At 47.3% G+C, this 24,795-nt stretch carries 26 protein-coding genes; 8 read left to right on the top strand and 18 right to left on the bottom strand.

The window, feature by feature from the left end; genetic code table 11:
• Window positions 1-214: 214 nt before the first annotated feature.
• A complete protein-coding gene (locus tag HMPREF0860_RS13510; RefSeq protein WP_021329702.1) occupies window positions 215-964 on the bottom strand; it encodes a PrsW family glutamic-type intramembrane protease in 750 nt (249 codons plus the stop codon).
• A gap of 57 nt (window positions 965-1,021) precedes the next feature.
• On the opposite strand from HMPREF0860_RS13510, the gene HMPREF0860_RS13755 reads away from it, so the two are divergent.
• On the top strand, window positions 1,022-1,603 hold the full coding sequence (locus tag HMPREF0860_RS13755) for a shikimate kinase (RefSeq protein ID WP_162146989.1): 582 nt from the start codon (window positions 1,022-1,024) through the stop codon (window positions 1,601-1,603).
• 27 nt (window positions 1,604-1,630) lie between these two features.
• Here HMPREF0860_RS13755 and HMPREF0860_RS03235 read toward each other — a convergent pair whose 3' ends face one another.
• From HMPREF0860_RS03235 to HMPREF0860_RS13750, 4 genes are all read right to left on the bottom strand, one after another.
• Complete coding sequence (locus HMPREF0860_RS03235) at window positions 1,631-2,143, bottom strand: FKBP-type peptidyl-prolyl cis-trans isomerase (RefSeq protein WP_021329646.1); 513 nt, start codon at window positions 2,141-2,143, stop codon at window positions 1,631-1,633.
• Between the two features lie 10 nt (window positions 2,144-2,153).
• A complete protein-coding gene (locus HMPREF0860_RS03230) occupies window positions 2,154-2,396 on the bottom strand; it encodes a NifU family protein (RefSeq protein WP_021329614.1) in 243 nt (80 codons plus the stop codon).
• Between the two features lie 105 nt (window positions 2,397-2,501).
• Entirely contained in the window at window positions 2,502-4,598 is a 2,097-nt protein-coding gene (locus HMPREF0860_RS03225; protein ID WP_021329697.1) for a flagellar assembly lytic transglycosylase, read from the bottom strand.
• A 21-nt stretch (window positions 4,599-4,619) separates the two neighbouring features.
• On the bottom strand, window positions 4,620-6,164 hold the full coding sequence (locus HMPREF0860_RS13750; RefSeq protein WP_021329679.1) for an Hsp70 family protein: 1,545 nt from the start codon (window positions 6,162-6,164) through the stop codon (window positions 4,620-4,622).
• 285 nt (window positions 6,165-6,449) lie between these two features.
• Between HMPREF0860_RS13750 and rbr the strand changes: the two genes are divergently transcribed.
• Window positions 6,450-6,989: a rubrerythrin gene (gene rbr, locus HMPREF0860_RS03215; RefSeq protein ID WP_021329607.1), complete on the top strand. Its 540-nt coding sequence runs from the start codon at window positions 6,450-6,452 to the stop codon at window positions 6,987-6,989.
• A 28-nt stretch (window positions 6,990-7,017) separates the two neighbouring features.
• Complete coding sequence (gene cls / locus HMPREF0860_RS03210) at window positions 7,018-8,607, top strand: cardiolipin synthase (protein WP_021329676.1); 1,590 nt, start codon at window positions 7,018-7,020, stop codon at window positions 8,605-8,607.
• A 33-nt stretch (window positions 8,608-8,640) separates the two neighbouring features.
• On the opposite strand, the gene HMPREF0860_RS03205 is transcribed toward cls, so the two are convergent.
• From HMPREF0860_RS03205 to HMPREF0860_RS03185, 5 genes are all read right to left on the bottom strand, one after another.
• Window positions 8,641-9,318 carry a fructose-6-phosphate aldolase gene (locus HMPREF0860_RS03205; protein WP_021329659.1) on the bottom strand — a complete coding sequence of 226 codons (678 nt, stop codon included), beginning with the start codon at window positions 9,316-9,318 and terminating at the stop codon, window positions 8,641-8,643.
• Between the two features lie 66 nt (window positions 9,319-9,384).
• Entirely contained in the window at window positions 9,385-10,869 is a 1,485-nt protein-coding gene (gene xylB / locus HMPREF0860_RS03200) for a xylulokinase (RefSeq protein WP_021329631.1), read from the bottom strand.
• A gap of 68 nt (window positions 10,870-10,937) precedes the next feature.
• Window positions 10,938-11,915 carry an ABC transporter permease gene (locus tag HMPREF0860_RS03195; RefSeq protein WP_021329700.1) on the bottom strand — a complete coding sequence of 326 codons (978 nt, stop codon included), beginning with the start codon at window positions 11,913-11,915 and terminating at the stop codon, window positions 10,938-10,940.
• 19 nt (window positions 11,916-11,934) lie between these two features.
• A complete protein-coding gene (locus HMPREF0860_RS03190) occupies window positions 11,935-13,455 on the bottom strand; it encodes a sugar ABC transporter ATP-binding protein (RefSeq protein WP_231364288.1) in 1,521 nt (506 codons plus the stop codon).
• 67 nt (window positions 13,456-13,522) lie between these two features.
• Window positions 13,523-14,461 (bottom strand): sugar ABC transporter substrate-binding protein, encoded by a 939-nt coding sequence (locus HMPREF0860_RS03185; protein WP_021329606.1) that lies wholly within the window; start codon window positions 14,459-14,461, stop codon window positions 13,523-13,525.
• A 164-nt stretch (window positions 14,462-14,625) separates the two neighbouring features.
• Between HMPREF0860_RS03185 and HMPREF0860_RS03180 the strand changes: the two genes are divergently transcribed.
• The 3 genes from HMPREF0860_RS03180 to HMPREF0860_RS03170 are packed head-to-tail and all read left to right on the top strand — an operon-like array spanning window position 14,626 to window position 16,494.
• Window positions 14,626-15,174 (top strand): SIS domain-containing protein, encoded by a 549-nt coding sequence (locus HMPREF0860_RS03180; RefSeq protein ID WP_021329695.1) that lies wholly within the window; start codon window positions 14,626-14,628, stop codon window positions 15,172-15,174.
• 35 nt (window positions 15,175-15,209) lie between these two features.
• Window positions 15,210-15,704 (top strand): VOC family protein, encoded by a 495-nt coding sequence (locus HMPREF0860_RS03175; protein WP_021329625.1) that lies wholly within the window; start codon window positions 15,210-15,212, stop codon window positions 15,702-15,704.
• A gap of 16 nt (window positions 15,705-15,720) precedes the next feature.
• On the top strand, window positions 15,721-16,494 hold the full coding sequence (locus HMPREF0860_RS03170) for a DeoR/GlpR family DNA-binding transcription regulator (RefSeq protein WP_021329728.1): 774 nt from the start codon (window positions 15,721-15,723) through the stop codon (window positions 16,492-16,494).
• A gap of 32 nt (window positions 16,495-16,526) precedes the next feature.
• Here HMPREF0860_RS03170 and HMPREF0860_RS03165 read toward each other — a convergent pair whose 3' ends face one another.
• The 8 genes from HMPREF0860_RS03165 to HMPREF0860_RS03130 all read right to left on the bottom strand — a co-directional run bounded on the left by HMPREF0860_RS03165 (window position 16,527) and on the right by HMPREF0860_RS03130 (window position 23,015).
• Window positions 16,527-16,907, bottom strand: a complete 381-nt coding sequence (locus HMPREF0860_RS03165) for a PIN domain-containing protein (RefSeq protein WP_021329701.1) — start codon at window positions 16,905-16,907, stop codon at window positions 16,527-16,529.
• Entirely contained in the window at window positions 16,904-17,101 is a 198-nt protein-coding gene (locus tag HMPREF0860_RS03160; RefSeq protein WP_021329616.1) for a type II toxin-antitoxin system VapB family antitoxin, read from the bottom strand. Before HMPREF0860_RS03160 ends, HMPREF0860_RS03165 begins: the two co-directional genes overlap by 4 nt.
• A gap of 213 nt (window positions 17,102-17,314) precedes the next feature.
• Window positions 17,315-18,148 (bottom strand): hypothetical protein, encoded by an 834-nt coding sequence (locus tag HMPREF0860_RS03155; protein ID WP_021329634.1) that lies wholly within the window; start codon window positions 18,146-18,148, stop codon window positions 17,315-17,317.
• A 134-nt stretch (window positions 18,149-18,282) separates the two neighbouring features.
• Window positions 18,283-19,569 (bottom strand): TRAP transporter large permease, encoded by a 1,287-nt coding sequence (locus HMPREF0860_RS03150; protein WP_021329693.1) that lies wholly within the window; start codon window positions 19,567-19,569, stop codon window positions 18,283-18,285.
• A 12-nt stretch (window positions 19,570-19,581) separates the two neighbouring features.
• Window positions 19,582-20,067 (bottom strand): TRAP transporter small permease, encoded by a 486-nt coding sequence (locus HMPREF0860_RS03145; protein WP_021329743.1) that lies wholly within the window; start codon window positions 20,065-20,067, stop codon window positions 19,582-19,584.
• A 74-nt stretch (window positions 20,068-20,141) separates the two neighbouring features.
• Window positions 20,142-21,164 carry a C4-dicarboxylate TRAP transporter substrate-binding protein gene (locus HMPREF0860_RS03140; protein ID WP_021329672.1) on the bottom strand — a complete coding sequence of 341 codons (1,023 nt, stop codon included), beginning with the start codon at window positions 21,162-21,164 and terminating at the stop codon, window positions 20,142-20,144.
• A 25-nt stretch (window positions 21,165-21,189) separates the two neighbouring features.
• Window positions 21,190-21,897, bottom strand: coding sequence for a glycerophosphodiester phosphodiesterase (locus tag HMPREF0860_RS03135; protein ID WP_021329714.1), 708 nt, complete (start codon window positions 21,895-21,897; stop codon window positions 21,190-21,192).
• Window positions 21,898-22,085: 188 nt separating this feature from the next.
• Window positions 22,086-23,015 (bottom strand): hypothetical protein, encoded by a 930-nt coding sequence (locus HMPREF0860_RS03130; RefSeq protein ID WP_021329626.1) that lies wholly within the window; start codon window positions 23,013-23,015, stop codon window positions 22,086-22,088.
• 106 nt (window positions 23,016-23,121) lie between these two features.
• Between HMPREF0860_RS03130 and HMPREF0860_RS13955 the strand changes: the two genes are divergently transcribed.
• Complete coding sequence (locus HMPREF0860_RS13955; protein ID WP_021329688.1) at window positions 23,122-23,400, top strand: hypothetical protein; 279 nt, start codon at window positions 23,122-23,124, stop codon at window positions 23,398-23,400.
• A gap of 7 nt (window positions 23,401-23,407) precedes the next feature.
• Window positions 23,408-24,730, top strand: a complete 1,323-nt coding sequence (gene argA / locus HMPREF0860_RS03120; RefSeq protein WP_021329682.1) for an amino-acid N-acetyltransferase — start codon at window positions 23,408-23,410, stop codon at window positions 24,728-24,730.
• Window positions 24,731-24,795: the final 65 nt, after the last annotated feature.

The following is a 24,795-nucleotide window of genomic DNA, read 5'->3' as shown; positions in this document are numbered from 1 at the left end:
GCGGAAAGTCAACACGAACGATGACCGTGCGAGGTAATCCATATACCGCTCGCCGGTATAGTTTTTGCAAACCTTTACAGCGGTTTTGCAACGCTGCGATGCGGCATCCGTACCATACAACGCAAAGATTCCCGCGCCGCTTGCAATAAATACACACGCCCAAGGTCCCTCGTTTTACGCGCCGACCGCTGCGTTAATCAGCGTTTTTTCCGCTTTACCGAACCTTCAATTTTTTCGCGGAGTTTTCCTTTTTCGTCATCTCTTTTTCCGCCGTCTTTTTCGCTTTCGACCTTATATCCGCTTTTTGCTTTTCGTCCGATTGCATCCTATAGCTGATCCTGCATTGAACGGCCAAAAATAAAATAGCCGCGATAGAAAACCATTTAAAATCGTCGTAAAGTGCGAAAAAATCGTATAGACCGTGCAGCAGCGGCGCAAACAAAAGTGCGGCGATGTCGATCCGCATCCGCTTTACCGATCGAATAAACAAAGCGCTCAATCCCGCACACAAAGTATGCACCGCATCGCTCGTAAACATTCGCTCAAACAGCTGAACGTAGATGAGATGCGCACCTATCGTATTCGCCTGCTGCAAGTGCTGCAAAAAATAAATCGCCGATTCAAAACAGCCCAAACTCATACCGCAGATACACGCGCACATAAAAAACTTTCCGAGCGACAGCCGCTTTGACGGCAAAAACAACATGACGATCATTTTAATAAATTCTTCGATGAGTCCGTTAAACAAAATCGCGCGTAAAAGCTGCGTAATCCAATCATCGGAATGCAAAAACGGAATATCCGCCGCGTAAAACTGTAAAATCGAAATAGGCGCTACAGCCAACAAGCCGAGCAGCACCGCATACAGCATCGAGATTATCCCGACGCGACCGAAGCGGTGTATCGGCAAAAATATGATAAGGAGAGGAACAAAGCAAAGCGCAAGCGGCGCGTAGATATTCATATAAAAAGCATACTGCAAGTTATGGACTTTTGCAATTACAAGCAATATACTGACGGCATGACAACATCTCCTGATCCGGCATACATCCTCTTCGGCATAAAACATTCGGGAAAAACGACGCAAGGCCGTCTCCTCGCAAAAAAACTTTCTTTTCCCTTTGTCGATATCGATGAGATCATCACAAAGCAAACGGGTTTTACGCCGCGTCAAATATACTTCGATTACGGGCCGGAAAAATTCATGAGCGCCGAAGAAAAAATCTGCCGCGTGCTCGAAAAAAAATGTACCGGTAAAAAGATCGTCATCGCGACCGGCGGCGGTATATGCGACAACGCTCCGGCGCTGATGCGTTTGCGTGATTTGGGAATGTTTATTTTTCTCGAAGTTTCCGAAGAAATCGCATTCGACAGGATTCTGGAAAAGATAAAGTTCAACGACGACGGCTCGATCGCAAATCTGCCCGCATATATCGCGCGCAAAGAACCGAAAACCGAAGAAGAAGTGCGCGCTGTCTTTCACGACGTTTTTACCGAGCGGACGGCGCGCTATCGATCCTTTGTCGATACGATCGTTCCGCTCGACGCCGTTTCCGAAGAAGAAAATTTCAAAACGCTGTGCGGCGCGCTCGGCATAGTGTGACGCCGGCGGTCGTTCGGATTACCGCGATCAACCGCACCCGCCGCTGCAGCCTCCGCATCCTCCGTTGCAGCTCCTGCCGCAGCCGGACATCTCGGGCATGAGCTCTTCGTCCGTCGCTTCGCGCACGTCGACAACCTTAATATCGAATACGAGCGTCTTTCCCGCCAATTCGTGGTTACCGTCTACGGTAACGGTGTTGTCCGTGATATTTTGTATCGTCACCGTCATGGGACCGCCGGCAGTCTGAGCTTGAAATTTCATACCGACTTCAAGCGGAGATCCGTTGTCGAACTGATCGCGCGGCACTTCTATGTGCAGCTTCGGATCGTATTCGCCGTAACCGTCTTTCGGCAAAACCGTTACCGTAAACGCATCGCCGGGATTTTTGCCTTCAAGTTCCGCTTCGAGTCCCGGAATCAGATTGCCGTTTCCGTGCAGGTATTCGAAGGGAGCAAGCCCTGAAGACGAATCGATCAACACGCCGTCGGAATCTTTCAGCGTATAGTGTATTTTTACCATCCTGTTTTTTGCAATGCACATATTCGATTCCTCAATCCATATCCTGAACGACTTCCGTCACTTCCGGACACGCGTCTTTGAGATATCGCTCGACGCCCATTTTAAGCGTCATCATCGCCATGGGACAGCTGCCGCAGGCTCCGACCAATTTTAAATGAACGCGGTTCTGTTCATCCAAGGAAATATATTCCATATCGCCGCCGTCAGCCTGCAGCTGCGGGCGGAACATATCGAGCGCTTCTTTTATCGAAGCTTCAAGTCTTTCGTTTGCCATACGATCTCCTAGCGGTGCCGACGGGTTATCACCGAAAGCATGAGTTTATTAACCGATACTTTCAAACTTCGTCATTCAACCTAATACTATAAATATACTGTAATTTTATCGATTTGTGATTTTTTTCACAACGGTTTGAACCGGCGTATCGTAGTACAAAATACCGTACATCGCCGAAGCGGAGATAAGCTTTCGTCCGTAGTCGCGCGTTTCCGAATACGGAATCGTTTCAAGAAACAAATCGCTTGCCGTATGTCGGCCGAGTTCCAAATGCGAATTATTCATCCAGCGGCGTACCCGCCCGATTCCCGCATTGTATGCGAAAAATGCGGTGAGCGGCGAACCGTCGAGCCGCTTCGTAAGATATGCGAGATAATATGCGCCGAATTCGATATTCGTCGCAGGATCAAGCAAATTGTAATCGCTTCGTTTCAAGCGCATTGCGATTTCATCCGCCGTCAAATCCATGAGCTGCGTTAAACCGCGCGCGCCCGCTGCGCTTATGACATTATTGCTGAAAAAGCTTTCCGTGCGGATGAGCGCGTACAAAATCGCCTCGTCGATACCGAACGCTTCGCACGAAGCGGAAACCTCTTTCACATAATTGCGCGGGTATAAAAGCCGGTACGCGTCTTCGCCGAACGGCATATCGCTTTCCGCAGCCGTTTTTGCGACGATCCGAAGGCTCTGCGTATAATATTCGTCCGTACCCGACGCCCCTTTATTTAAAAAATCCGAAAGGGTAACGGCGCATTCGACACTTATCGCTTTACCTTCGGAAGTAAACGCAAGCCATTCGGGATAAATTTTTTCCGGCAATCCGAAAAGCGCATAACCCGCAAGCAGCCGCTCGGCGGCTTCGTCCTTTATAAAATTTTTATTAATTTTTGTTCGATACAGCGCAGCTTTCGCCTCTTCTCTGTCAAGATCGAGTTTTGCCGTCGCAAGCGCTTTATAATAAAGATCGCAATCGAGCGAAAGCACGCGACGAAACGCGTTATCGGCTTCCGTTCGCGGCTCGCCGGATGCAATCAAACCTTCCTGCACGAGCCGTCCGTAAAGATACGCAAAGCGGCCGACGGACACATCCGATGCGTAGCCGTCGATAGCGTCGTATACTTTTTTAAAATCGCTCCAGCGCGATTGCGAAAGGAGCAGCGGCGCAAAGAGCTCGAAAAAATCGTCGAAGTACGAAGGGTTGTCGATCTTTGCGCGATGGATTTTAAACACGTCTATCGAAGTATCGACCGAAACGCGCAGACTGGCGTTCAAGAGATACCACAGCGCATTGTCGTACTGCGCACCGGTCGGCGCACAGTCCATGGCACGGACAAAACGATCCGCCGCCGCCGCGTAATCGGAATCGGCTTTATCGTAGAGCCGGCCGGCATAAAAATACGCATTGTAGACGACGGCCGCATCGTTCTTTTCATGTGCCGCAATATCGCTGAAAATCTTCGCATTTTTTATATAGCTCGAGCTGCCGTAGAGACAGGCCTTTCCCATGTCCGAAACGATCTGCGCCGTAAGCGGCAGCGCCTTGCTTTTTACCGTGATATCGATAATGTCCGAAAAGCGCTCATACGCCGAATTGTAATTCGCATTATAGACGTCGATCCGAAAATTAATAATTTTGTTTTTCGCCGATTGAAGATTTTCAGTTACCGTTTCCTGATACAACCGATTCATCGAAAGCGTCATCGCCCTCGACGTGTACCATACGTACGCTTCGTCTTCAAAACGCCGGCTGTTCCTTTTAAATAACGCGTTCAATTTAATGCGGGCGATTTCGCTGCTGCACGACGCAACGTCGATCGGCTCCGTCAAAATGAGAATTTTCGAATACTCGCCCGCGTTTTCGTATTCGCGCAACGCGATCAAAAGCGCGTCTTCGTCGGTATAGTTTGCTAAAAGTTTTTCGCACGCCGAAAGCCGATCCTGCACCGAACCGAATTGTGTAAGTGCTTCGGCGCTGCGGCGGGCTGCGTAATACGAGCCTTTTTTCGCGCATCGCAAAAAAAGCTGGCGTGCCGCTTTTTCTTCGCCGTCCGCTTTTTTCCGAAGCGCGATATAATAATTCGCATCTTCTCCGTACAGCCTGCGAAGCGAATCGAAACCGCTTTCGCTGCAACCCGAAAAACCGACGGCAAAAGTGAAGAGCGTAAAACAGATTAATAATTTTAATAAACGAGAATTCCGCACAGCTTCTTTACAAGACGGCGATTACTCTACCGGAATGAGTATCGTCGTTCCCGAAATGATATAATCGGGATTTTTGATATTGTTGTACCGCGCGATCCGCGGATAGCGCCACGGATTTTTATAATACGCGTCGGCTATATCCCATAACGTATCGCCCCATTTGATGCGGTATGCAACGTCTCCCGTCGATTTCGGAGCAGGTGTGGGACGAACGGGCGCAACCGTTTCTGCACGCGGCGCAACGACGATTTCATCGGTCTTTGCAGGCAAAACCTCCGTCTCCTGCGGAAGAGCCTGCGTATCCCGCGGCGGCAAAACGACGGCGCCGCTTCCATGCGAAGCGCGCGATAAAAGCACATTGTATTTCGACGGTATCACAAACAAAATCAATATGGTTGCAATAACACAGATTAATGCGCACAACAGGCAGATAAGCACCGGCACTTTTGTCTTTCTTTTGATTGTTTTTTCCGATTGGTATTTCGTAGCGGTAGTCCCCTCTTTTGTTTGTATATCATCGGTTTCGTCGAATTGCAGATCATCGAGCGAATCGATATTCCATGTCGCAGTGTCGGTTTTTTTTGACGGCATATCGATACCGTCAAAAAAATCATCCGAAAACGCATCATCGCCGGATGCCGCGTCGGTATCCCGGGCATCGCTTTGCGCAGACGGAGCTTCATCGAACGACGGCAAGTCGGCCGCATCGAAGTGAAAGTCGTCGCTGTCGTCGACTGCAGGCGATTCTGCAGCTACAGTCGATTCTGCCGCATTGCTTTCACTCACCGCATTATCGGCAAGCGCAATGCCTGCGGAATCTTCTGCCGCCGATGAACCGACGGTACCGTCAAGCGCCTGTTCTGTCTGCCGCTCGGCGCCGGCCGTCGAAAGATCGATATCGCCAAAATCCGCATCGTACACGGTATCAAATGATTCCGCAGCGGAACCGCTTTCATCCGTTTCTTCCGTCGAAGAAATCTCAGGCGGCACGAACATATCGTCTGCCGGCAACATACCGGAGGTATCATTTGCCGCATCGGAAACATCCGAAGCAGACTCGGAAACCGGTTTTGTTAAATCCAATTCTTCCGGCAAATCGAGATCGCTGAAATCGGGCGCTTCGATCGGTACGTCTTCCTGCGCCGCAGCGGCGCGCATCAATCCGCCGGACGCAATTGCAGCTCCCGACGTAATCGCAGGTCCGTATCGATCGCCGCCGTTCGGATGCGGCGGCGCGGCACCTTCGACGAGCGATACGGTAACCGTATTGTGCCCGCCGGATTCCCCATCGTTGATTTCCGCAAAAAGCTTATTTTCTTCGTCGAGAGCGACCGTAAACGATATGTCCGGCTCGCCGTTCGGATGCGCGACGAGATTGTCGATCTGCAGCGTCGCCGCATACTCCGCGTCTTCCATAGAAGACGTTTCCGAGCGGTATAAATCGACCATAATGGCGGTTTGATTGTCGCGTGCCGTCGTCAAGTCGAGCGTTTTTTTTGCGGGAACGCCTTCTTCGAGCAGCGGATAAAACGAACCGTCCGCAAGTTTGATTCCGATCATCTTCATAAAACACCCTCAACTGTTACAGCTATGATACACTGAAACCGAATATAGCGCAATGCGTGCGCCGAATACAAAATCATTCCGCCTTATTATATTGTCGACATCTTTGCCTCTTTTCTTACGTCAAGTTTCACAGTATAATTTATAAAAGCTATGTACATTGAACGAAGCCGTGATAAAATTTTTTATCATTTCCGTTTTTTGCGTTGCAAAAAACGGTTCGCGCGGCGACGGGCGTTTCGGTAAAAATCGCTGCGTGCGGCTCACATTATGTTATTCGAGGTTGCTATGGCACAACTGAAAGGTTCAAAGACAGAAGAAAATCTTAAAACGGCGTTCGCGGGAGAATCGCAAGCTCACACGAAGTATCTCTATTTTGCAAGCAAAGCGCGTAAAGACGGATACGAACAGATCGCCGCGCTGTTTGAAGAAACGGCGCACAACGAAAAAGAGCACGCGAAAATATGGTATAAGCTGCTTAACGGCGGCATCGGTACGACGGCGGAAAATTTAAAAATCGCTGCAGCCGGCGAAAACTACGAATGGACCGATATGTACGCCGAATTTGCGAAAGTCGCAAAAGACGAAGGCTTCGATAAAATCGCGCAACTCTTTGAAGGGGTCGGCGCTATCGAAAAAACACACGAAGAGCGCTATCGGAAATTGCTCAAAAACGTCGAAGACGGACTCGTCTTTTCGCGAGACGACGATCGAATTTGGCAATGCCGGAACTGCGGCCATATCGTCGTCGGAAAAAAAGCTCCCGACGTTTGCCCGGTGTGCGCGCATCCGCAAAGCTTTTTTGAAATCCGCGCAGAAAATTATTAATTAACGGAAAGCCGGTAATCGGGGGTATATGACGGCAAAGAGAAGAAAAAAAATCGATCGGAGTAAAGACAGCGAATATCACAAATGGCTTACCATGCCGATCGTGCAATCGCTGATCTACGGCAGGATCATCTTTATGATTTTGCTGCTCGTTTTGCAGCTTTTGCTGTTTATCGGATTTTTTCTGTGGCTCGGTTCGTCCATAGAATACTTCCTTGCCGTCAGCCTCTGTGCGAGCGTCGTGTTTTTTGTCTTTTTAATAAACCGGGAAAGCAAAAACGAATACAAACTCGCATGGCTGCTTCCGATCTTTATCTTCCCGTTGAGCGGAATCTGCTTTTATATTTTAGTACACTATCAAACGCTGACAAGCAAAATGCAAAAGCAGATTTCCCGCGCGGATAAAAACGCCGCACGGAAAATTATTAATTCCACACATAAAAACGAAAACATCCCGTATCCGGAAATACGCGATATCATAATGTATCTCGAAGATTCCGCATTTTTTTTGCCGTATGCGCATACCGGTATCGCGTACTATCCGAGCGGAGAAGACGCCTTTCCCGAAATGATACGGGCGATGAAAGCTGCAAAAAAATTCATCTTTATGGAATACTTTGCGATTTTTCCCGGCGTTATGTGGGGAACGATTCTCGACACCCTCGTTGAAAAGCGTAAAGAGGGCGTCGAAATTCGCATCATGTACGACGGCTTCGGCTGTGCGCCGCTTTCTCCGCGCAGCTATCAAAAATACCTGCGATCGCTCGGTTTGCAGGCGGCTATCTTTACGCCGGTCATACCGATATTCACCGCATATCTCAACAATCGCGATCATCGAAAAATCTGCATTGTGGACGGGAAAACGGCATTTACGGGCGGCATCAACTTAAGCGATCAATACATCAACGAAACGCATAAATACGGTTATTGGAAAGATACCGTTATCGGCGTGTCGGGGCCGGCCGTGCGCTCGTTTACCGGCATGTTTTTGGAACTCTGGGATATCGTCACCGAAACGAAAGAGGATATCAACACCTATCTCGACTTGCGCTATAAAAAATACGACGTGCCGGGAATCGTCATTCCGTACAGCGACAACGCTTACAATAATCAGGATATCGCGGAAAACGTATATTATTATATTATTACGCAGGCGAAAAGGTATGTGCACATAACGACGCCCTACGTCATCATCGATAATCAAATGATGAACGCGCTCATCTTTGCCGCACGGCGCGGCGTCGACGTAACGCTGCTTGTTCCGCATACGATCGATCACTTTATCACGTTTTGCACGGGGCGCGTGTTTATCAATACGCTCGTCGAAAACGGAGTGCGCGTATATGAATTTACGCCCGGCTTCATTCACGCGAAAATGTTCATCTCCGACGATACGACGGCCGTCGTCGGCTCGGTCAATCTCGATTACCGCAGCCTCTTCGACCAGTTTGAAGACGCGGCGTTTATCTACAAGCATCCCGTCGTCGCGGAGATCGAAGCCGACTTTCAAAAAACGAAAGCACAAAGCACCGAAATAACGAAAGCGACATACAAAAAGACGCCGGCTCACCGCCGCATCATCGGCCGCATATTCCGAGTGTTCGCACCGCTTCTCTAACAAAGCACGGCAACGGATTGATAATTAACAAATTTATAATTTTGCGATCGTCTTGTCGCCGTACATCGATTTCCAATCCCTGTTGAACGCATCCACGGCGTCGCGGACGGAACCAAAGTTCGCTCCCGATTTTAAAATATCGCAGCTTGCCGTACAGCTTTCCGCTCCGTTTACAAACGCGGCGACAAGCTGTCCCGTATTTTTAAAGCTTGCTCCGAGAATTTTACAATCGCCGTTCGAAGACGCGGTCAAGCCGGAAAGCTCGCGGATGACGCGGTCGGGATCGCTGCCGATGTTCATTATCCGGTTGTAGTACACCGCGATATAGTTTGCGCCGCTCATCATCGCAAGCGCGCCCTGCACCGTCGAATACACCGCCGTCGCGGTGACGTGCCGTCCCGTCGCAGAAAGCGCTTTTATCGCCGCAAGTCCGTCCTGCGTAACCGGTATTTTAACGAAAGTGTCGCTGCCGAGTTCTCGGATAATCCGCTCGGCGTCGTCGAGCATTTCGTCGCAGCGGCCGCTGGAAACCTGCACGTGCAGCGGACAGATATTTTTGCATACGCTTTTGATTTTTTTCAAATGTGCAAAAAAATCCGCAGGCCGTTCGCGTTTTAGGATCGTCGGATTCGTCGTGATGCCCGAAACCGGCAGCCAGCCGATTCCTTCCGTAATTTCGTCGATGTTTGCCGTATCGAGCATGAGTTCCATTGCATACCTCCATACATCGCTGTAGCTGAAACGCGGATTTTAGGATAGTACAAAATATAGCTTTGTCTACATCGCTATCGAATATTCAGAAGAAACAAGTTCTTTGAATTCCGCAAAAAAACTTTTATATTTTTCAACGGAATCCGCTCGGGGAAATGCTTTTTTTGCATCATCAAAAGCGATATATTGTTCACAAAATGTCGAAAGCGTTTTACTTTTGTCGAGTATATGCAAGGCTTGAAGGGCAGCTCCGAATGCACCACCTTCATCGCTCTTCATGACGTGTACCGGCATATCGAATACATCCGCAACGATCTGTCGCCACGGAGCAGAATTGCCGCCGCCGCCGGTAATAATGAATTTTTCGGGAGCAGGAAAACTTTTCAACAATTTATCGTATCCCCACCGCAACGTATAAATAACGGATTCCGCCGTCGCTCTGATAATATTTTCCGCCTTGCAATTTTGCATCGTAAGCCGTTTGATATGTCCGCGTGCATGCGGAAGCGGCGGCATTCGTTCGCCGTTGAAATATTGCAGTACAAAAACACCTTCGCTGCCCGGATGCGCTTTTTCAATATACTCGTCAAATTGTTTCACGGATACGTTAAATAAATCCTGCACGATATTTGCCGCAGACGTTGCATTGAGCGTACATACCGTCGCAAGATAGCTGTCAAGTACATCATATACTTGGATAAGATTATCGGTTCCTGTTTTAACCGTCGGAGAGAAGAGACATACCGTTCCGCTCGTTCCCAAGCTCATCGTACAATGTCCGGGAACGACTGCCGAAGTTCCGACCGCACCCATTGTATTGTCACCGCCGCCAACAGCGACGATCGTATCCGTCGAAAGCCCGAGATCGCTTGCTGCACGGGCGGTGATTTTACCGAGGGGTTCGTTCCACGGAATAACCGGCGGTATGCACCGAACAAGTTTACCCGTCGGATCGACAGCGTTCATCATCTTTTCCGAATAACATTTGTGTACGACGTCGTAGTACCCGGTACCGCTCGCTTCGCTGCTTTCGGTAGCGTATTTTCCGGTTAAATAATAATTAATATAATCGTGCGGGAGTAAAACGTGCTCCGCCTGTTCCCATACAGCCGGCTCTTGTTCGCATACATATCGTATTTTACTTGCCGTGAACCCGACGGGAAATGACGTACCTATTTCGGCTCGTACCGCATCGGTAGAACCGATTTCATCGATGATCTTATCATTAAACGATGCGGTCGACGTATCGTTCCATAATTTTACGTTACGAATCACGTCTCCGTTTTTATTCAGCAATACGAGTCCATGCTGTTGTCCTGATACGGCACAGGCGACAATCTTTTTTCCGTCGATATTGCCTTGTGCAAGCGCTTGGTGAACGGCATCCTTAAGTGCGTCTATCCACCAAATCGCATTCTGTTCGCGTACCCCGCAATCATCCGCAATGATATCGTGTCTTGCATAGCCTTTTGATAAAACCGTTCCTTTTTCTGAATCGAAGATAACGACTTTTGTTCCTTGCGTACCGCAGTCTATTCCCAAAAAATACATACGATCTCCGTTATTGCTGTCATGGCATCTCCGAAAACACAGGCACGTTTTTAGCTGTGTCCGATAGTTTAGATTTCGCGTTTTTTCTTAAAAAAGTCAAGCAGTACGGCAATGATGATAACGATGCCTTTTACGACGAGCTGCCACGATGAATCGATACCGAGTAAATTTAACCCGTTGCTCAAAATCGCGATAAGCAAAACACCGATGATAACACCAAATAAATTGCCGATGCCTCCGGTCATACTCGTACCGCCGAGAACAACAGCTGCAATCGCGTCCATTTCAGCACTCTGTCCCGACGTTGATGTGCCACTGTACATCCGTGAAGCCAGGCAAATGCCTGCAATCGCCGCCATAAGCGAGCTGAATACGTAAACGGTAAAAATTATCCGTTTTGTATTGATACCGCTGAAAGACGCCGCAACAGGATTACCTCCGGTAGCATAGAGACTTCGCCCGAATTTTGTTTTATTTAATAAAATTCCCGTAATCGTGCAAACGAGAATTATGTAAACCACTTGGATGGGTACAACGTTAAAAAGATAACCGGTTCCGATAAATGCAAAAAAATCATTATCGACGGTTATCGTTTTTGAACTCGTATACAACCGCGCAACGCCGCGTCCGATGTTCATCGTTGCAAGCGTAATGATAAATGCGGGTATTCCGGTAAAAGAAATCAAGCTTGCATTTATAATCCCAATCAAAACTCCGATAAGCAGTGCCAGCAAAACGGCAACTGCAGCCGGCATATTGTAATTTGTGATAAAACCGGCGACGAAACAACCGGTAACCGCAATGGTGGAACCTACGGAAAGATCGATACCTCCCGTTAAGATAACAAGCAGCATACCGCATGATAAAAACATATTATTCGCAAGCTGTAAGAGGACATTGAAAAAATTTCTCGATGTTAAAAAAACGCTCGAAAGCACGCTCAGTAATACGCATAAAAGTAATAATCCGATTATAATCCCGAGTTGCTCTTTAATATTCGCATAGCCCGGTATGCGCTGTAAATTTGACAGTTTGCCATCACTCATACTATACCCCTACGTTGTTTTACATATCCTGCACAGCCAGCTTCATTATCTTTTCTTGCGTAAAATCCGTATCCAAAATACCTGTAACAAAACCGTTACTCATCACGACGATCCTATCGCTCATATTGATAAGTTCGGGAAGTTCGGAAGAAATCAATATAATAGACATACCGTTTTTGACAAGCTCGTTGATTATAAAATAGATCTCCGCTTTTGCGTTGACATCGATTCCGCGTGTCGGTTCGTCCAAAATTAATATTTTCGGATTTACGGCAAGCCATCGAGCAATAACCACTTTTTGCTGATTACCGCCGCTTAATTTGCTTACAGCTTGTTTAAGCGATGTCGCTTTTACTTTCATCTTTGTACTGTATTTTTCCGCCGTTTCCGTTTCTTTTTCAGCGTCGACAAAAATTCCGTGAATAAAAGAATCGAGCACTTCTATCGTCGTATTAAACAGAATATCTTTTACAGGAAAGATACCTTCCGTTTTCCTGTTTTCGGGAACAAGTCCGAATCCGAATTTTACGGCATCTTTAACGTTACAAATATAAAGCGGTTTTCCTTCGAGTTCGATTTCTCCCGACCGTTTTTCCGTCAAACCGAAAAGACACTTCATCGTTTCCGACCTGCCTGCACCGATTAAACCGGCAAAACCGAGCACTTCGCCTCTATGCAGATCAAATGTTACGTCGCGTACCAGCTCTCCGTCGTTCAAATGCGAAACCTTTAAAATAACATCTCGGGCATGAGACGCATCTTTCGTATAATAGTTTGTCAACTTTCGTCCAACCATCATCGAAATAAGTTCTGTATTTGTAGTGTCTTTCGTATCTACCGTACCGATATACTGTCCGTCGCGTAAAACGGTGATTCTATCCGTTATTTTGCTGAGTTCGTTCATACGATGCGAAATATAGATAATCGCGATATTTTTCGACACCAGTGTTCGAATCGTTTCAAACAAAACTGCAACTTCTTTTTCCGAAATGGAGGAAGTCGGCTCGTCCATGACTATTATGCGGGCACCGAACGAAATAGCACGAATGATTTCTATCATCTGTTGATTTGCGATGCTTAATTTTTTTGCTTTCATTGTCGGCGAAAAATGCAAGTCAAAATCGCCGAGCATCTTTTCCGTCTCTTTATTCATCGTACGCGAATCGATAAAGAAACGATTTTTCATTATCTGCTTGCCGAGAAAAATATTTTCAGCTATCGTCAATTCCGGCAAAATCATCAGTTCTTGATGAATGATGCTTATACCGTGCAAAAACGCGGAATGCGCATCGGCGATATGTACTTCTTTGCCCTCAATAAAAATCGACCCACTGTCGGCAGGGTAGATGCCGCCGAGTATTTTTATAAGCGTAGATTTTCCGGCCCCATTTTCTCCGAGCAGTGCGTGAACCTCTCCGGAACGCACGTCAAAATTTATATTATCAAGCGCTTTAACTCCCGGAAATGATTTGCAGATATTTTTCATTTCCAGGACAAGCGTCCCTTTTACTTGTCGATTTTCCGTATCGTGCATTGCCATGCGCCGTATTTTTATAGTTTTTAAAAATCGGCGAATCTTTTTACAAAATCCGCCGATTATCAATCGTTTATTGCCAAGAGTTCAAATATTTTCCGGCATTGTTTTTGTCAATCCAAAAAGTCGAAACATAAAATTCTTTTTCGTATGATTTCCCTGCAAGAATATTATATGCAACTTCTATGGATTTTTTTCCGATCGCGATCGGCGATTGCGCCGCCGTACCGATAAACTGCGTCCCCTGTACGATAACCTGTTTTGATTCAGGCGCACCGTCGACGCCGACAACGACCACTTTGGAATTAGCTGCTCGAATAGCACCGAAAGCACCCATACCGCATTGATCGTTTACGCAAAAAATCGCTTTTAAATTCGGATGTGCAGTAAGAATATCCGTCGCTTTTTCAAGTCCCGGATCGGGTTTACCCTGTGCATCGAATTGATCAACGACTTTAAAATTTTTATTGATCGTTTTCATAAAACCTTGGGTACGATCAAGACAAGCGCTGTTTGCAGGATAATCGAGAATCGCTATTTCTCCGCCTTCGGGGAATTGCTTATTGATAGCCTGTGCGCAAAGGACGCCGGCTCCGACATTATCCGATGCGATATAGGAATTGACATAGGATAAATCGGCAACAGAAGTATCGAAGTTAATAACAGGAATACCGGCTTTTCGTAAATTGACAAGCGCCGGCTTGATCGCATCGCGATCGACGGGATTTAAAAATACAGCATCAACACCGCGGGTAATAAAGTCCTCAATGATGTTAAGCTGTTTCAAGTTGTCCTGCTGTGCTTCGATAATGATAACTTCATCACCGTTCGCTTCCGCCGCGGCTTTTACGGTATTCGCGATCGTTTCAAAGAAATCGCTCGCAGCCCAATATGTTAAACCGAACACCCTTTTCCCGCTCTTGGCGGAATCCGTAGTTCCGGTAGCCGCCAATGTCGCCGTACCGAATGCAATAAGCGCAAGTATGACGCCCGCTATACGAAGTTTTTTCATTCTAGTCATCCTGGATTATACCGTTATGTTAATATTCAAACATGAAAATGGTAATATGTCAAGCAAAAAAGTTTAAATATTACCAAAAAATACTTTTTATTGACATAATTATCATTATATGTGATAATTATGTTATTATTCTATTACTACAGGAGGCTTCCGCGATGACGATACAACAATGCGGCATGTCGATTATAGGCGAAATATCCGATACGTTTGCACAAATCGACGGCGCGCAAGTGGAAATTCTCATTCAAAAGATACGATCGGCAAAAAACGTGTTCGTCATAGGTGCGGGGCGGTCGAAAATCATGCTGGAAGCGTTTTGCATGCGTTTAAATCACTTGGGATACAATGCTTTTGTCGCAGGAAATATCCCCTGTCCGCCGGCTGAAAAAGGCGATCTCGTCGTCGCGGCATCCGGTTCCGGAGAAACGCCCTCTATCATTGCCGTGCTGGAACGCTTAAAAAAAATCGGCGTCGATGTCTTTTTATTTACCGCGTCGCCGAATCCTATCCCGAAAAGCACCGCAGACATCGTCTTGCGCATTCCGGCTGCATATACGCTTGACGGAACGGGCGGCTGCAGCCGACAGCTGATGCGGACGCTGTTCGAGCAGATCGTCTTTATCATCGGGGAGGCGATAATCGAAAAGATGAGCAGCGATATTCCGGCCGAACAAATCATCAAACGGCACACGAACGTCGAATAGCGGCCGTCGTTTCGCAACATCACAACGGAGGACTTATGAAAGCATCGTTTTTGGATCTGTCGATCGGGCAAATCGGTTACGTTGTACCGGATGCCGAAGCTGCAGTAAAAGCGTACTATGAAAAATTCGGGATCGGCGACTGGAAGTTCTACACGTACGGCGCGCCGCTGCTTTCGTTTATGAATTATCACGGAAAACCGACTCGTTTTAAGGCGCGGCTTGCACTCAGTTATTTCGGTAAAACGAGGATCGAACTTATACAAAATCTTGAAGGAAAAACGATTTACACCGACTTTATCGAAAAACACGGCTACGGCGTTCAGCATTTGGGAATCTATGTCGCCGACATACAAAAAGAACTCACAGCCGCACGAAAAGCGGGTTTTTCCGTCGTTATGGAAGGCGGCGGATTCGGGCTTGACGGCGACGGCCATTTTGCGTATCTTGATACGGAAGAGGTATACGGCATAACCTATGAACTGATACAGCGGCCGCTTCGCAGACACGAGCCGGAAGCCGTATTTCCGTGACAGCAACCGGCAAGTTATGAAACTATTGAACGAACGGCAAATACAAGAAGCAAAATTAATAAAAAATTCACAATTTTTAACAATTAAGCAACTCTCGCAATTTTTACACGTATCGGAGATGACGATCCGCAGAGATATGCAGCTGCTCGGCAAAAACAATCTCGTTTCGCAAGTGTACGGCGGCGTCGTACCGGTTTCCGGTGCGGAACAAAACGATACGTCATACATTGCGGATGAAGAGCAGCAAAAAAATAAAGCGCTCAAACTGCTCATCGCGCAAAAAGCCGCCACGCTTATCCGGCAAAACGACGTCGTCTTTTTCGATTCGGGATCAACCGTACAACTTTTAGCGGAACAGCTGCCGAACGATTTTTCGTGTACCGCGATATCGTCGAGCTTTAACGCGCTCAGCATTTTGACGAAATTGCCGAACAGCACCGTCATTACCCCGGGCGGCGTCTTTTCGCATAAACCGAAAGTCTTTTACGACCAAGAATCGATCAAAGCGATACAGCGCTACCGCGCAAACATCGCCTTTATCGGAGCGACGGGCTACGAACTTGAAATGGGGCCGACATGCGCATACGTCGAAGACGCGCCGCTCAAACACGCGATCATCAAATCGAGCAAAGAAAAAGTGCTCCTCATCGATTCGTCGAAATTCGGTTTGGTGAGCACATGTTCGTTCGCAAAGATAAGCGATTTTACGACGGTCATCACCGATTCGGGAATTCCCCGAGAATACGCCGAACAGCTCGCCGAAAACAATGTACGGCTGATCGTCGTGTAGCCGTCATACCGTTTTCAAATATACATACGAGATTAAAATTCTATCAGTTTGATCGGAAATAATTTGCTCATGAATTTAAAATGTTTATCCATTGAATACAGATATAGGTTATGTTGTATTACATTTTGTGCTATAACCAAATCCGGTACACCGACCTTATTGATACCGTTCTTCAAGTTTTCCGTCTGCATTTTAATAATTTCGTTCCAATTTATATGTAAGACGACTTTTTCAATATTTAAAAGTAGATTTCGTAATTCATATTCTTTCTTTTGATTTATAAACGGCAACAATTCTGCTAAAATTAAATCGTTTACGACAATAGAATTGGTTTCTATAAACGTATCGAGCCGTTTTACTTCTTCACGACCTTTAAAATAATTAATCCATACCGAGGTATCTACGAGAATCATTGTTCTCTTTTCCTCATTGAATCAAGATCGATTTTTAAATCGCTTTTTCCGAAATATTTCTTTATATTTTGTATTTGATATCTCTTTATAAGATTATCTAAAGCAACATCGATTAATTCGGTTTTTGTTTTAATTTTTGTAAGGGCAAAAGCCTTTTTAAGTTTTACGTCTTCCAGTACAATCGTTGTTTTCATATACCCTCCGTCTACATATTATTAAGACAGACTATCTGCATTGTCTATGATAGTGCGTATTCTTTGCGCAGATTTATCATCCGAAAACAATGTACGGCTGATCGTCGTGTAATCCGCGGCGTCGCGGACGGAAACGAAGTTCGCGCCCGCTTTTAAAACACCGCCGCCTGTCGTACGGTTTTCCGCTCCGTTTACGGATGCGGCGCTTTATCGTCAATACTCGTACGTCAGTTCCGACATACCGACGAGTTCGGTAACCGTCGTGCCGAATTTTTTTGCGACTGCATACGAAGAAATCCGTGCGATATTGCCGGCGGTGTCGTATTTGTAAATTTCACGGGCGATCGTTTTTCCTTCGGCGTCGCTCGTCGTGATTTCGTTGAGCACGCCGTCGCTGCCGTAGCGGAAGTAACTGCGCTTTTGTACCGCGCCCGTCCCGTCGATAAACGTAATCGCGTCGATTTTGCCGCCGTCCGTATACGCGTAGTCGATCTCTTCGTCGAGCGAACCGTCCGCATAATAATGATTTTCGACCGAAAGCCTGCCTGCATCGTCGTACGCATATACGATTTTCCACACGAGCTCGCCGCCTGCGCCGTAGTACGATTCATCGGTGAGGAGGCTGCCAGTATACGTGTACATCGTTTTATTTTTTAAACCGCCGTCTTTTCCGTATTCGGATTCGTCGACTTTATTTCCCGCCGCACCATACGTGACGGCACTTTTCCAAATGAGCGCATTGTCCGCATTATAGCCGTCCTGCGCAGTAAGTTTTCCCGACGCGTCGTACGTGTTTTTGATTTTATTGACGAGGGTTCCGCGTCCCGTCATCTCAGACGATTCGATTTCCCGTCCCGCTCTGTCGAATACACGGACGATTTTCATCTCCGGCGTACGAAAATACTCGCCGAATTTCGACGTAATACCGTAATCGGTACGCGTATAATTTTTTACCGTACCTTTGAGCGGAAGATATTCCGTGACATCGAACGCAAACGCAGAAACGCACATGACAGCTGCAGCCAGTGCGGCGAACATCTTTTTCATACAACCCCCGTAATAATCATCAAATCGTTAAGATCGCTTTTTATCAATTAAATTTCTAACCATTATACACGTAATCGGCGGCCTTTGTCAAAATGAGCAGGGCGTTTCGAATGCCGGGCAGAGTGCACGCACAACTACATACCCAAGAGCGTCGGCAGCCACAGCGATATGGCGGGTATATACGTGATGATTAAAAGTGCGGCGATGCTTGCCAAAAGAAAGGGCGTATTCGCTTTCAAAAAATCCCATATCGACACTTTGAGCAGCGACGATACGACGAAAATCATCGAACCGAAGGGCGGCGTCAATCCTCCGATCGCCATATTCAACGTCATGACGATGCCGAAGTGAACGAGATCGATTTTGAGCGTATTCAATATCGGAACCAAAAGCGGTGCAATGATGATGATGGCGGGGCCGCCTTCGACAAACATTCCGACGATGAATAAAAAGATATTGATGAGTATCAAAAATACGTATTTGTTGGCGGAAATACTCAACACCGCCTGCGCGATCATGTGCGGAATGCGTTCATAACTTAAATACATTCCAAAGAGATTCGCACCGACGATGATAAACATCACCTGCGCGGTGGAATTGACGGTTTCCCGTAAAATCGGAATAAAGTCTTTGATGTGCAGTTCGCGATAAGCCAGCATCCCTACGAGCGTGCAGTAAAAACATGCGATGGCGCCTCCTTCCGTCGGAGTAAAAACGCCCTGCCGCAATCCCATGATGATGACTAAAGGCAAAATGAGGGCAAGGACGGCAGCTCCCGCGCCCCGCACGATTTCTTTACCGCTCGCCATCTTTTCCCGCGTCCGTCCGTAATTGTGTTTTATCGATTCGATATGGACGGAGAGCATGAGACAGGCGGTGATAACCAAACCGGGAAGATATCCCGCCATAAAAATTTTACCCACGCTGACGCGGGCAACCATCGAATACAAAATAAGCATAATGCCCGGCGGAATAATCGTCGGTATGATGGAACTGGTCGCGGTAATCGAAGCGGAAAAGGGCATCGGAAAACCGCGCTTTTCCATTTCGGGAACCAAAATTTTGCACTGCATGGCGGCGTCGGCGTTTGCGGAGCCCGAGATTCCGCCCATCAGCGCGGACAATACGACGTTTACCTGTCCGAGTCCGCCGGGAAGATGTCCGACCAAGAGATCGGCGAAATGCATCAAGCGCTTGCTGATGCCCGAATAATTCATAATCACGCCCGCAAAGATAAAAAACGGTATGGCAAGCAGCGGAAAAGATTCGATTCCCGATATGAAATTCTGCAATACGAATTGCGGCGGCATATTGTTCGACATAAATAAAAAATAGGTCATGGATCCGCCGATAAGTGCAAAACCGATCGGTACATTGAGCATAAATAAAATAAACACGATCAACAGCGGTATTAAATTCATATTTTTTCCTGCCTATTTTTTTGAAAAAAACGCGTGCTTTATCCGTTTTATTTTTTCGAATAAGCGCAGCGCCGTATAAACGATCAAAAGCAAAAATCCGATACTGATCGACGCGTTGACAAAAGTGTACGACAATCCGATTATCGGAGTTATTTTACCCCATGAACTGATACAGAGTCTGATGCTGAGTATGAAAATAATACTATCGAGCGCCAATACGAAAAGGTCGATTAAAAATTCGATGACAAACTGCAATTTTGCCGGCAGCAGATTTACGATTATGTTTATGCCTACGTGATCGTGCGTTCTATATGCGGCTGCGATGCCCATATAGGTACACCACACGAACATAATCGTCGCAAGCTCTTCCATCCAATTAAAAATAAAACCCAAAATATATCGGCAAAAGACGTTGATGATAACGAAGAAAACGATGCCGAAAAGCGCAACGGCTGCGATAATATAATCCAAATTACCGAGCACGGATTTTCTGTTCATGTTCATTTCCTTATTAATACGGGTAAAGACGAAATGCCGCTGAGCCGATCCGCCTTGACCCGTATTATTAATTTTTACTTATTGCGAATTTTTGCCAACTCGGCTTGAATCGTATCGTATACGCCGGGCGTAAGATTTTTATTGTTTTCAAACACTTTTTTTGTCAATACACGGAACTCGTCTTTTTCGACTTCGTGGAACTTTACTCCTTCTTTTCCGAGATTTTCTCTGTCTTTGATTTCCTGCAACGCTACGCGTTCGTTGTTCCGTTTTGCACCTTCAAGGAATTCCTCTTCCATGATTTTTTGTTGTTCCGGCGTAAGACTGTCCCAAATTTTCTTCGACATAACGCAGCATGTCGTTCCGCAAAAGTGCCCGGTCAACGAAATATCTTTGATAATGGCGCCCATCTGATTGTCCGCGATATCGCTGATGGACGTTTCAAGTCCGACGACGACGCTCTGTTGTACGGCAGAATATACTTCCGACCACGCCATCGGTATGGGGTTCGCACCCATCGCGCTCAGCGTTTCGATCCACAAATTCGATTTCGGCACGCGCAGCTTCATACCGCTCAATTCTTTCGGATTGCGCACGGGTTTGTTCGCGCAGATATGGCGGAAACCGAACCCGTAATCCAATGCCAGCACTTTCATCCCGTTTTCTTCGGCTTTTTTATTTAAATCGTTTGCAAAGTCGCTGTGGCATATCGCCGTATACTCTTCCATGTTGTTGTAGAGCATCGGCCCGACAAGCGCGTTGTAATCCGGTACATAGTCCGCCATATAGCTCGGATCTTCGTTGGAAATAAAATAGGCACCCGCACGCACTTGCTCGATGCCGTCTTTATACGTCGCAATTTCACCGTTCGGATAAATCTGAATTTCGATCGCACCGTTCGTTCTTTTGTTGATATTGTCGGCAACTTCGCGCAACGTAACGTTCAAAGGCTGTTCGTTCGTAAATACGTTGCTGAGCTTAAATACGTGCTTTGCCGCTCCCTGTCCGCCCGCATTTTTTTTGCTGCATCCGAACGCTAAAAACAATACTGCAATCAACGTCGAAAACCATGCCGTTCGTTTGATCCTTTGTTTCATCTTTCACTCCTCTTGCGATTGGTAATTAATCTTTCAAAAAACAAAGCCTGTTGGTTATAATGCCGTCGACTTTGCATTCCGACATATCGAAAAAGGTATCCTTGTCGTCGATAATCCACGGATATACCTTTATGCCCAAAGAATGTAAAAATTCCACACCGCTTTTATTTACGTATTCCGCAGCCGGATGATAACTGTAAATACGGAACGGAAGATTTTTCAAATAGGTTTTTAATTCCAGCAATTCGCCGTCCAATGCGAGACCGAGCTTTACGCCGCGATTTTCTTTTGCGATATGTTCCAAAACAATATGATTTAATGAAGCTAAAATAAACGCATCCGTACTTCGCCTTTCAAGCACGAAACGCAGCAAATCCGTCTCCCAGGGCTCTTCTTCTTTGACGTCGCGCTTTACATCCAAATTCAGCATCAGATTTTCAGGCACAAGGTGTAAAAATTCGTCCAAAGTTAAAATCCGCTCTCCGAGATAGCGCTCCATGTTATTGTGAGCGGACAGCGCTTTCAGTTCTTTAAGTGTTTTATCCCGCACTTTGCCCGTACCGTCAGTCGTGCGGTCTACGGTAAAATCGTGGAAAATGACGTATTCTCCGTCTTTTGTCCGCTGTATATCGCATTCGATTTGGTCGGCACCGGATTCCACTGCCAAAATAAAAGAGCTCGCTGTGTTTTCCGGGCGAAGATCGGGGACGCCTCTGTGCGCAATCAATTCCATCTGCAGATCCGAAAAGCTTGAAAACTTAATAAGTATAAGTAAATTATAGAGGCAGATTTTTCAGCTGTCAAGTTTTTTATTTTGCCGTTTTTACATAAAGTTATGATATAAAAACGGGTTGAAATATTTTGATATTAATAAAAAATAAAATTAACAAATTTTAACAGACTTTATTTTCGATTCGATACTCATTCGCCGAAAATTTCTTTTCTGTGGTATTCGCCGAGCTTTTCGAGATCGCGCGCAAGAGATGCGTTTTCACCGCCGTTCACCGTGCCGTTGTACGCGGTTTTATCTCCTCCGGACACGGCTTCACCTCCTCCGTCTGCCGCGCAATTTTTTTGATAGGCTTTCAAATCGATGAGAAAGCGGTTCATCGAAAAATGCTGATAGACGAAAACGCTTTTCCACGCATCGCTTCCGGCATAGGCGGCTTTCAGTGCGTCGCGATACGGCGCAAATATACCCTTCTCTTTCAACTCTGCATAACCTACAAGCCACAGCTGAGGAGGATCAAAACACTCGCCGATTTTTGTGCCGACCGTATCGAGCAGACCGCGCTCTCCATCATTTACGCCGGTCGGGACGAAGCCGCCGCTTGTTCCCCGTTTTCCGCTTGCACCGTTTTCCCAAAGTGCGCGATGCAGCTTTGCCGTATGTTCGGCCATCCACAGCTGACTTATTTCGATGAGCTTTGCGATTTCAGGATTTGCTTTTTGCAGAGAGCGCAAATGGTGCGTCTTTGCAGTATGCACCGGCGTTTTATTCAGGATGACGACGTTTTTTCTGAAATCGGTTTGCAGTTCGGGATTGCGCCGAAAAAAACCGTCGGCGATTTTTCCGCTCTGTCCGACGAGGTAACGATTGTTTATCGAAAGCTGTTCGTCTTTGCCCGGATTGTCGCCGATGACGATCAATTTGATTTCATCTTGAGCGGAAACGTCGTCGAGTGCGCGGTTGTACACGACCGTCGTTTCAATAGGATAATCCGGCGTATCCTTTTGCGCGGCGGTTTTTTGCAGCGTTTCGAGCGCCGAAGCGTACTTCGACCACTCGGCAACGCGAGAGCGGAATTCGTCGCGGAATTCGACAAAGGCTTTAAATTGCGATCGAAGCATCACCGCGCTCCGCGGCTTTCGAAATATACGGGATACAGTGCAAAAATCGTCATGAGGCGAGTATAGCCGATAACGCGCGTTTACTGAATAGCGGAGCGAAATACAAATGAACGCCGTTGAAAAGCCGAGCGGGTTTTTGACGGTTTCAAAATATTTCCGCGTTAGCGGCGGGAGGGAAGACGACGCGGTTTTTCAAAACCGCGTCGTCTGTACGCAAACGTGCGGCAATTTCCGCACGTTTGTACCGAAGCGAAAGCGGAGTCCCGTACAGAGCGGCGGCGGGCTTGCCCGCCGCAACGCCCGAATTATTAAATTTAAAACAGATCGCCGGTACTGCCGCCATCCGCTTTTCGACATTGCCACCGGCCGCGTCCGCGCGCTATAATAGCCTTATGGCGGACAATATACGAATCGAAAAAGCACAGCGCATCCGCGACGTCATTCGGTACGTCGACCGATTTAAAAACGCCGTCGTCGTCATCTATCTCGACGACATCGACTCGCCGCTTTTTTCAAGCCACATCCGCGACATAGCGCTTATCAAAAAAGCGGGACTGCACGTACTCATCGTGCCGGGCTCGCGCGAGCGCATCGACGAAGTGTTGTCGGCATCGCATATTTCATGGACGATGCAAAACGGCGTGCGCGTTACGACGCATGAAGCGATGCCTCTCATAAAAATGGCGGCGTTCGACGTTTCGAATACGGTGATGACTTCTCTCGCCGCGAACCGCATTTCCGCCGTGATCGGAAACTGGGTACGCTCGCGCGCGATCGGCGTGCTCGACGGCAAAGATTACGGGGACGCGGGCGAAATCGACAAGCTCGAAACCGACGCGATCCGCACGGTGCTTGCCGACGGCTTCGTTCCGATTTTTCCGTGCATCGGCTGGAGCCGAACGGGAAAGCCGTACAACATCTCTTCTCCGGCGCTCGCAAAAGAAGTCGCCGTACAGCTGCAAGCCGATAAATTGTTTTTCGTCACAAGCGGCGACGATATAAACGCATCGCATTTTACCGTACCGCCCGGAATCGCCGTGTCGGAAACGGGCGAAATCCCCGCGCTCAATCTCGGCGAACTCGATTCTTTTATCGACGCGAACGCGAATTCGGAAAACGGAAAAATCGTTTCGCTCCTGCTCTTGGCAAAGAGCGCGTGTGCATCGGGCGTCGCAAGAACTCATATCGTAAACGGTGCGCTCGACGGCGTGCTGCCCTGCGAAATTTTTTCAGGACTCGGAAGCGGTACGATGGTCTATTCGGAAAACTACGGCGGCATACGCGCTATGCAAACCGAAGACATTCCGGCAGTTCTTTCGCTTATGCGCCCCTTCGTCGCGTCCGGAAAACTTTTGCCGAGAAGCGATGCCGAACTGCTCGAAAACGCGGACGATTATATCGTCTACGAACTCGACGGCGGCATACGCGCATGCGCCGCGCTGCATTTTTACGACGCGCATCAGGCGGAAATCGCAGCAGTCGCGGTGGACGAATCCTGCGCGAATATCGGTGTCGGACCGAAGCTCATCGAATTTTTATTAAAAAAGGCAAAGCGGGAACGCTCGGAAAGCGTATTCATCCTCACGACACAGGCGGCCGATTGGTTTGAAAATTTGGGCTTTGTGCCGGACGATATCGCAACGCTGCCTAAAAAGCGCAAAGAAAAATGGACGCCCGCCCGAGGCTCGAAACTGTACCGGCTGAAACTGCAGTAGAGGGCAAGTGCCGAATAACAATCGAAACGAGTTTCGTTTTTTTACAAGGCGATAAAAAAACGCCG

It is taken from the genome of Treponema socranskii subsp. socranskii VPI DR56BR1116 = ATCC 35536 (assembly GCF_000468115.1).
Classification (GTDB): Bacteria; Spirochaetota; Spirochaetia; order Treponematales; family Treponemataceae; genus Treponema_D; species Treponema_D socranskii.
The sequence above is the reverse complement of the archived record's forward strand: the minus strand, read 5'-3'. Positions and strand labels throughout refer to the sequence as shown.

Coding starts and splice junctions, on each gene's coding strand:
- HMPREF0860_RS13510 (WP_021329702.1), bottom strand. CDS start 964: ATGAATATCTACGCGCCGCTTGCGCTTTGCTTTGTTCCTCTCCTTATC.
- HMPREF0860_RS13755 (WP_162146989.1), top strand. CDS start 1,022: ATGACAACATCTCCTGATCCGGCATACATCCTCTTCGGCATAAAACAT.
- HMPREF0860_RS03235 (WP_021329646.1), bottom strand. CDS start 2,143: ATGTGCATTGCAAAAAACAGGATGGTAAAAATACACTATACGCTGAAA.
- HMPREF0860_RS03230 (WP_021329614.1), bottom strand. CDS start 2,396: ATGGCAAACGAAAGACTTGAAGCTTCGATAAAAGAAGCGCTCGATATG.
- HMPREF0860_RS13750 (WP_021329679.1), bottom strand. CDS start 6,164: ATGAAGATGATCGGAATCAAACTTGCGGACGGTTCGTTTTATCCGCTG.
- rbr (WP_021329607.1), top strand. CDS start 6,450: ATGGCACAACTGAAAGGTTCAAAGACAGAAGAAAATCTTAAAACGGCG.
- cls (WP_021329676.1), top strand. CDS start 7,018: ATGACGGCAAAGAGAAGAAAAAAAATCGATCGGAGTAAAGACAGCGAA.
- HMPREF0860_RS03205 (WP_021329659.1), bottom strand. CDS start 9,318: ATGGAACTCATGCTCGATACGGCAAACATCGACGAAATTACGGAAGGA.
- xylB (WP_021329631.1), bottom strand. CDS start 10,869: ATGTATTTTTTGGGAATAGACTGCGGTACGCAAGGAACAAAAGTCGTT.
- HMPREF0860_RS03195 (WP_021329700.1), bottom strand. CDS start 11,915: ATGAGTGATGGCAAACTGTCAAATTTACAGCGCATACCGGGCTATGCG.
- HMPREF0860_RS03190 (WP_231364288.1), bottom strand. CDS start 13,455: ATGGCAATGCACGATACGGAAAATCGACAAGTAAAAGGGACGCTTGTC.
- HMPREF0860_RS03185 (WP_021329606.1), bottom strand. CDS start 14,461: ATGAAAAAACTTCGTATAGCGGGCGTCATACTTGCGCTTATTGCATTC.
- HMPREF0860_RS03180 (WP_021329695.1), top strand. CDS start 14,626: ATGACGATACAACAATGCGGCATGTCGATTATAGGCGAAATATCCGAT.
- HMPREF0860_RS03175 (WP_021329625.1), top strand. CDS start 15,210: ATGAAAGCATCGTTTTTGGATCTGTCGATCGGGCAAATCGGTTACGTT.
- HMPREF0860_RS03170 (WP_021329728.1), top strand. CDS start 15,721: ATGAAACTATTGAACGAACGGCAAATACAAGAAGCAAAATTAATAAAA.
- HMPREF0860_RS03165 (WP_021329701.1), bottom strand. CDS start 16,907: ATGATTCTCGTAGATACCTCGGTATGGATTAATTATTTTAAAGGTCGT.
- HMPREF0860_RS03160 (WP_021329616.1), bottom strand. CDS start 17,101: ATGAAAACAACGATTGTACTGGAAGACGTAAAACTTAAAAAGGCTTTT.
- HMPREF0860_RS03155 (WP_021329634.1), bottom strand. CDS start 18,148: ATGAAAAAGATGTTCGCCGCACTGGCTGCAGCTGTCATGTGCGTTTCT.
- HMPREF0860_RS03150 (WP_021329693.1), bottom strand. CDS start 19,569: ATGAATTTAATACCGCTGTTGATCGTGTTTATTTTATTTATGCTCAAT.
- HMPREF0860_RS03145 (WP_021329743.1), bottom strand. CDS start 20,067: ATGAACAGAAAATCCGTGCTCGGTAATTTGGATTATATTATCGCAGCC.
- HMPREF0860_RS03140 (WP_021329672.1), bottom strand. CDS start 21,164: ATGAAACAAAGGATCAAACGAACGGCATGGTTTTCGACGTTGATTGCA.
- HMPREF0860_RS03135 (WP_021329714.1), bottom strand. CDS start 21,897: ATGGAATTGATTGCGCACAGAGGCGTCCCCGATCTTCGCCCGGAAAAC.
- HMPREF0860_RS03130 (WP_021329626.1), bottom strand. CDS start 23,015: ATGCTTCGATCGCAATTTAAAGCCTTTGTCGAATTCCGCGACGAATTC.
- HMPREF0860_RS13955 (WP_021329688.1), top strand. CDS start 23,122: ATGAACGCCGTTGAAAAGCCGAGCGGGTTTTTGACGGTTTCAAAATAT.
- argA (WP_021329682.1), top strand. CDS start 23,408: ATGGCGGACAATATACGAATCGAAAAAGCACAGCGCATCCGCGACGTC.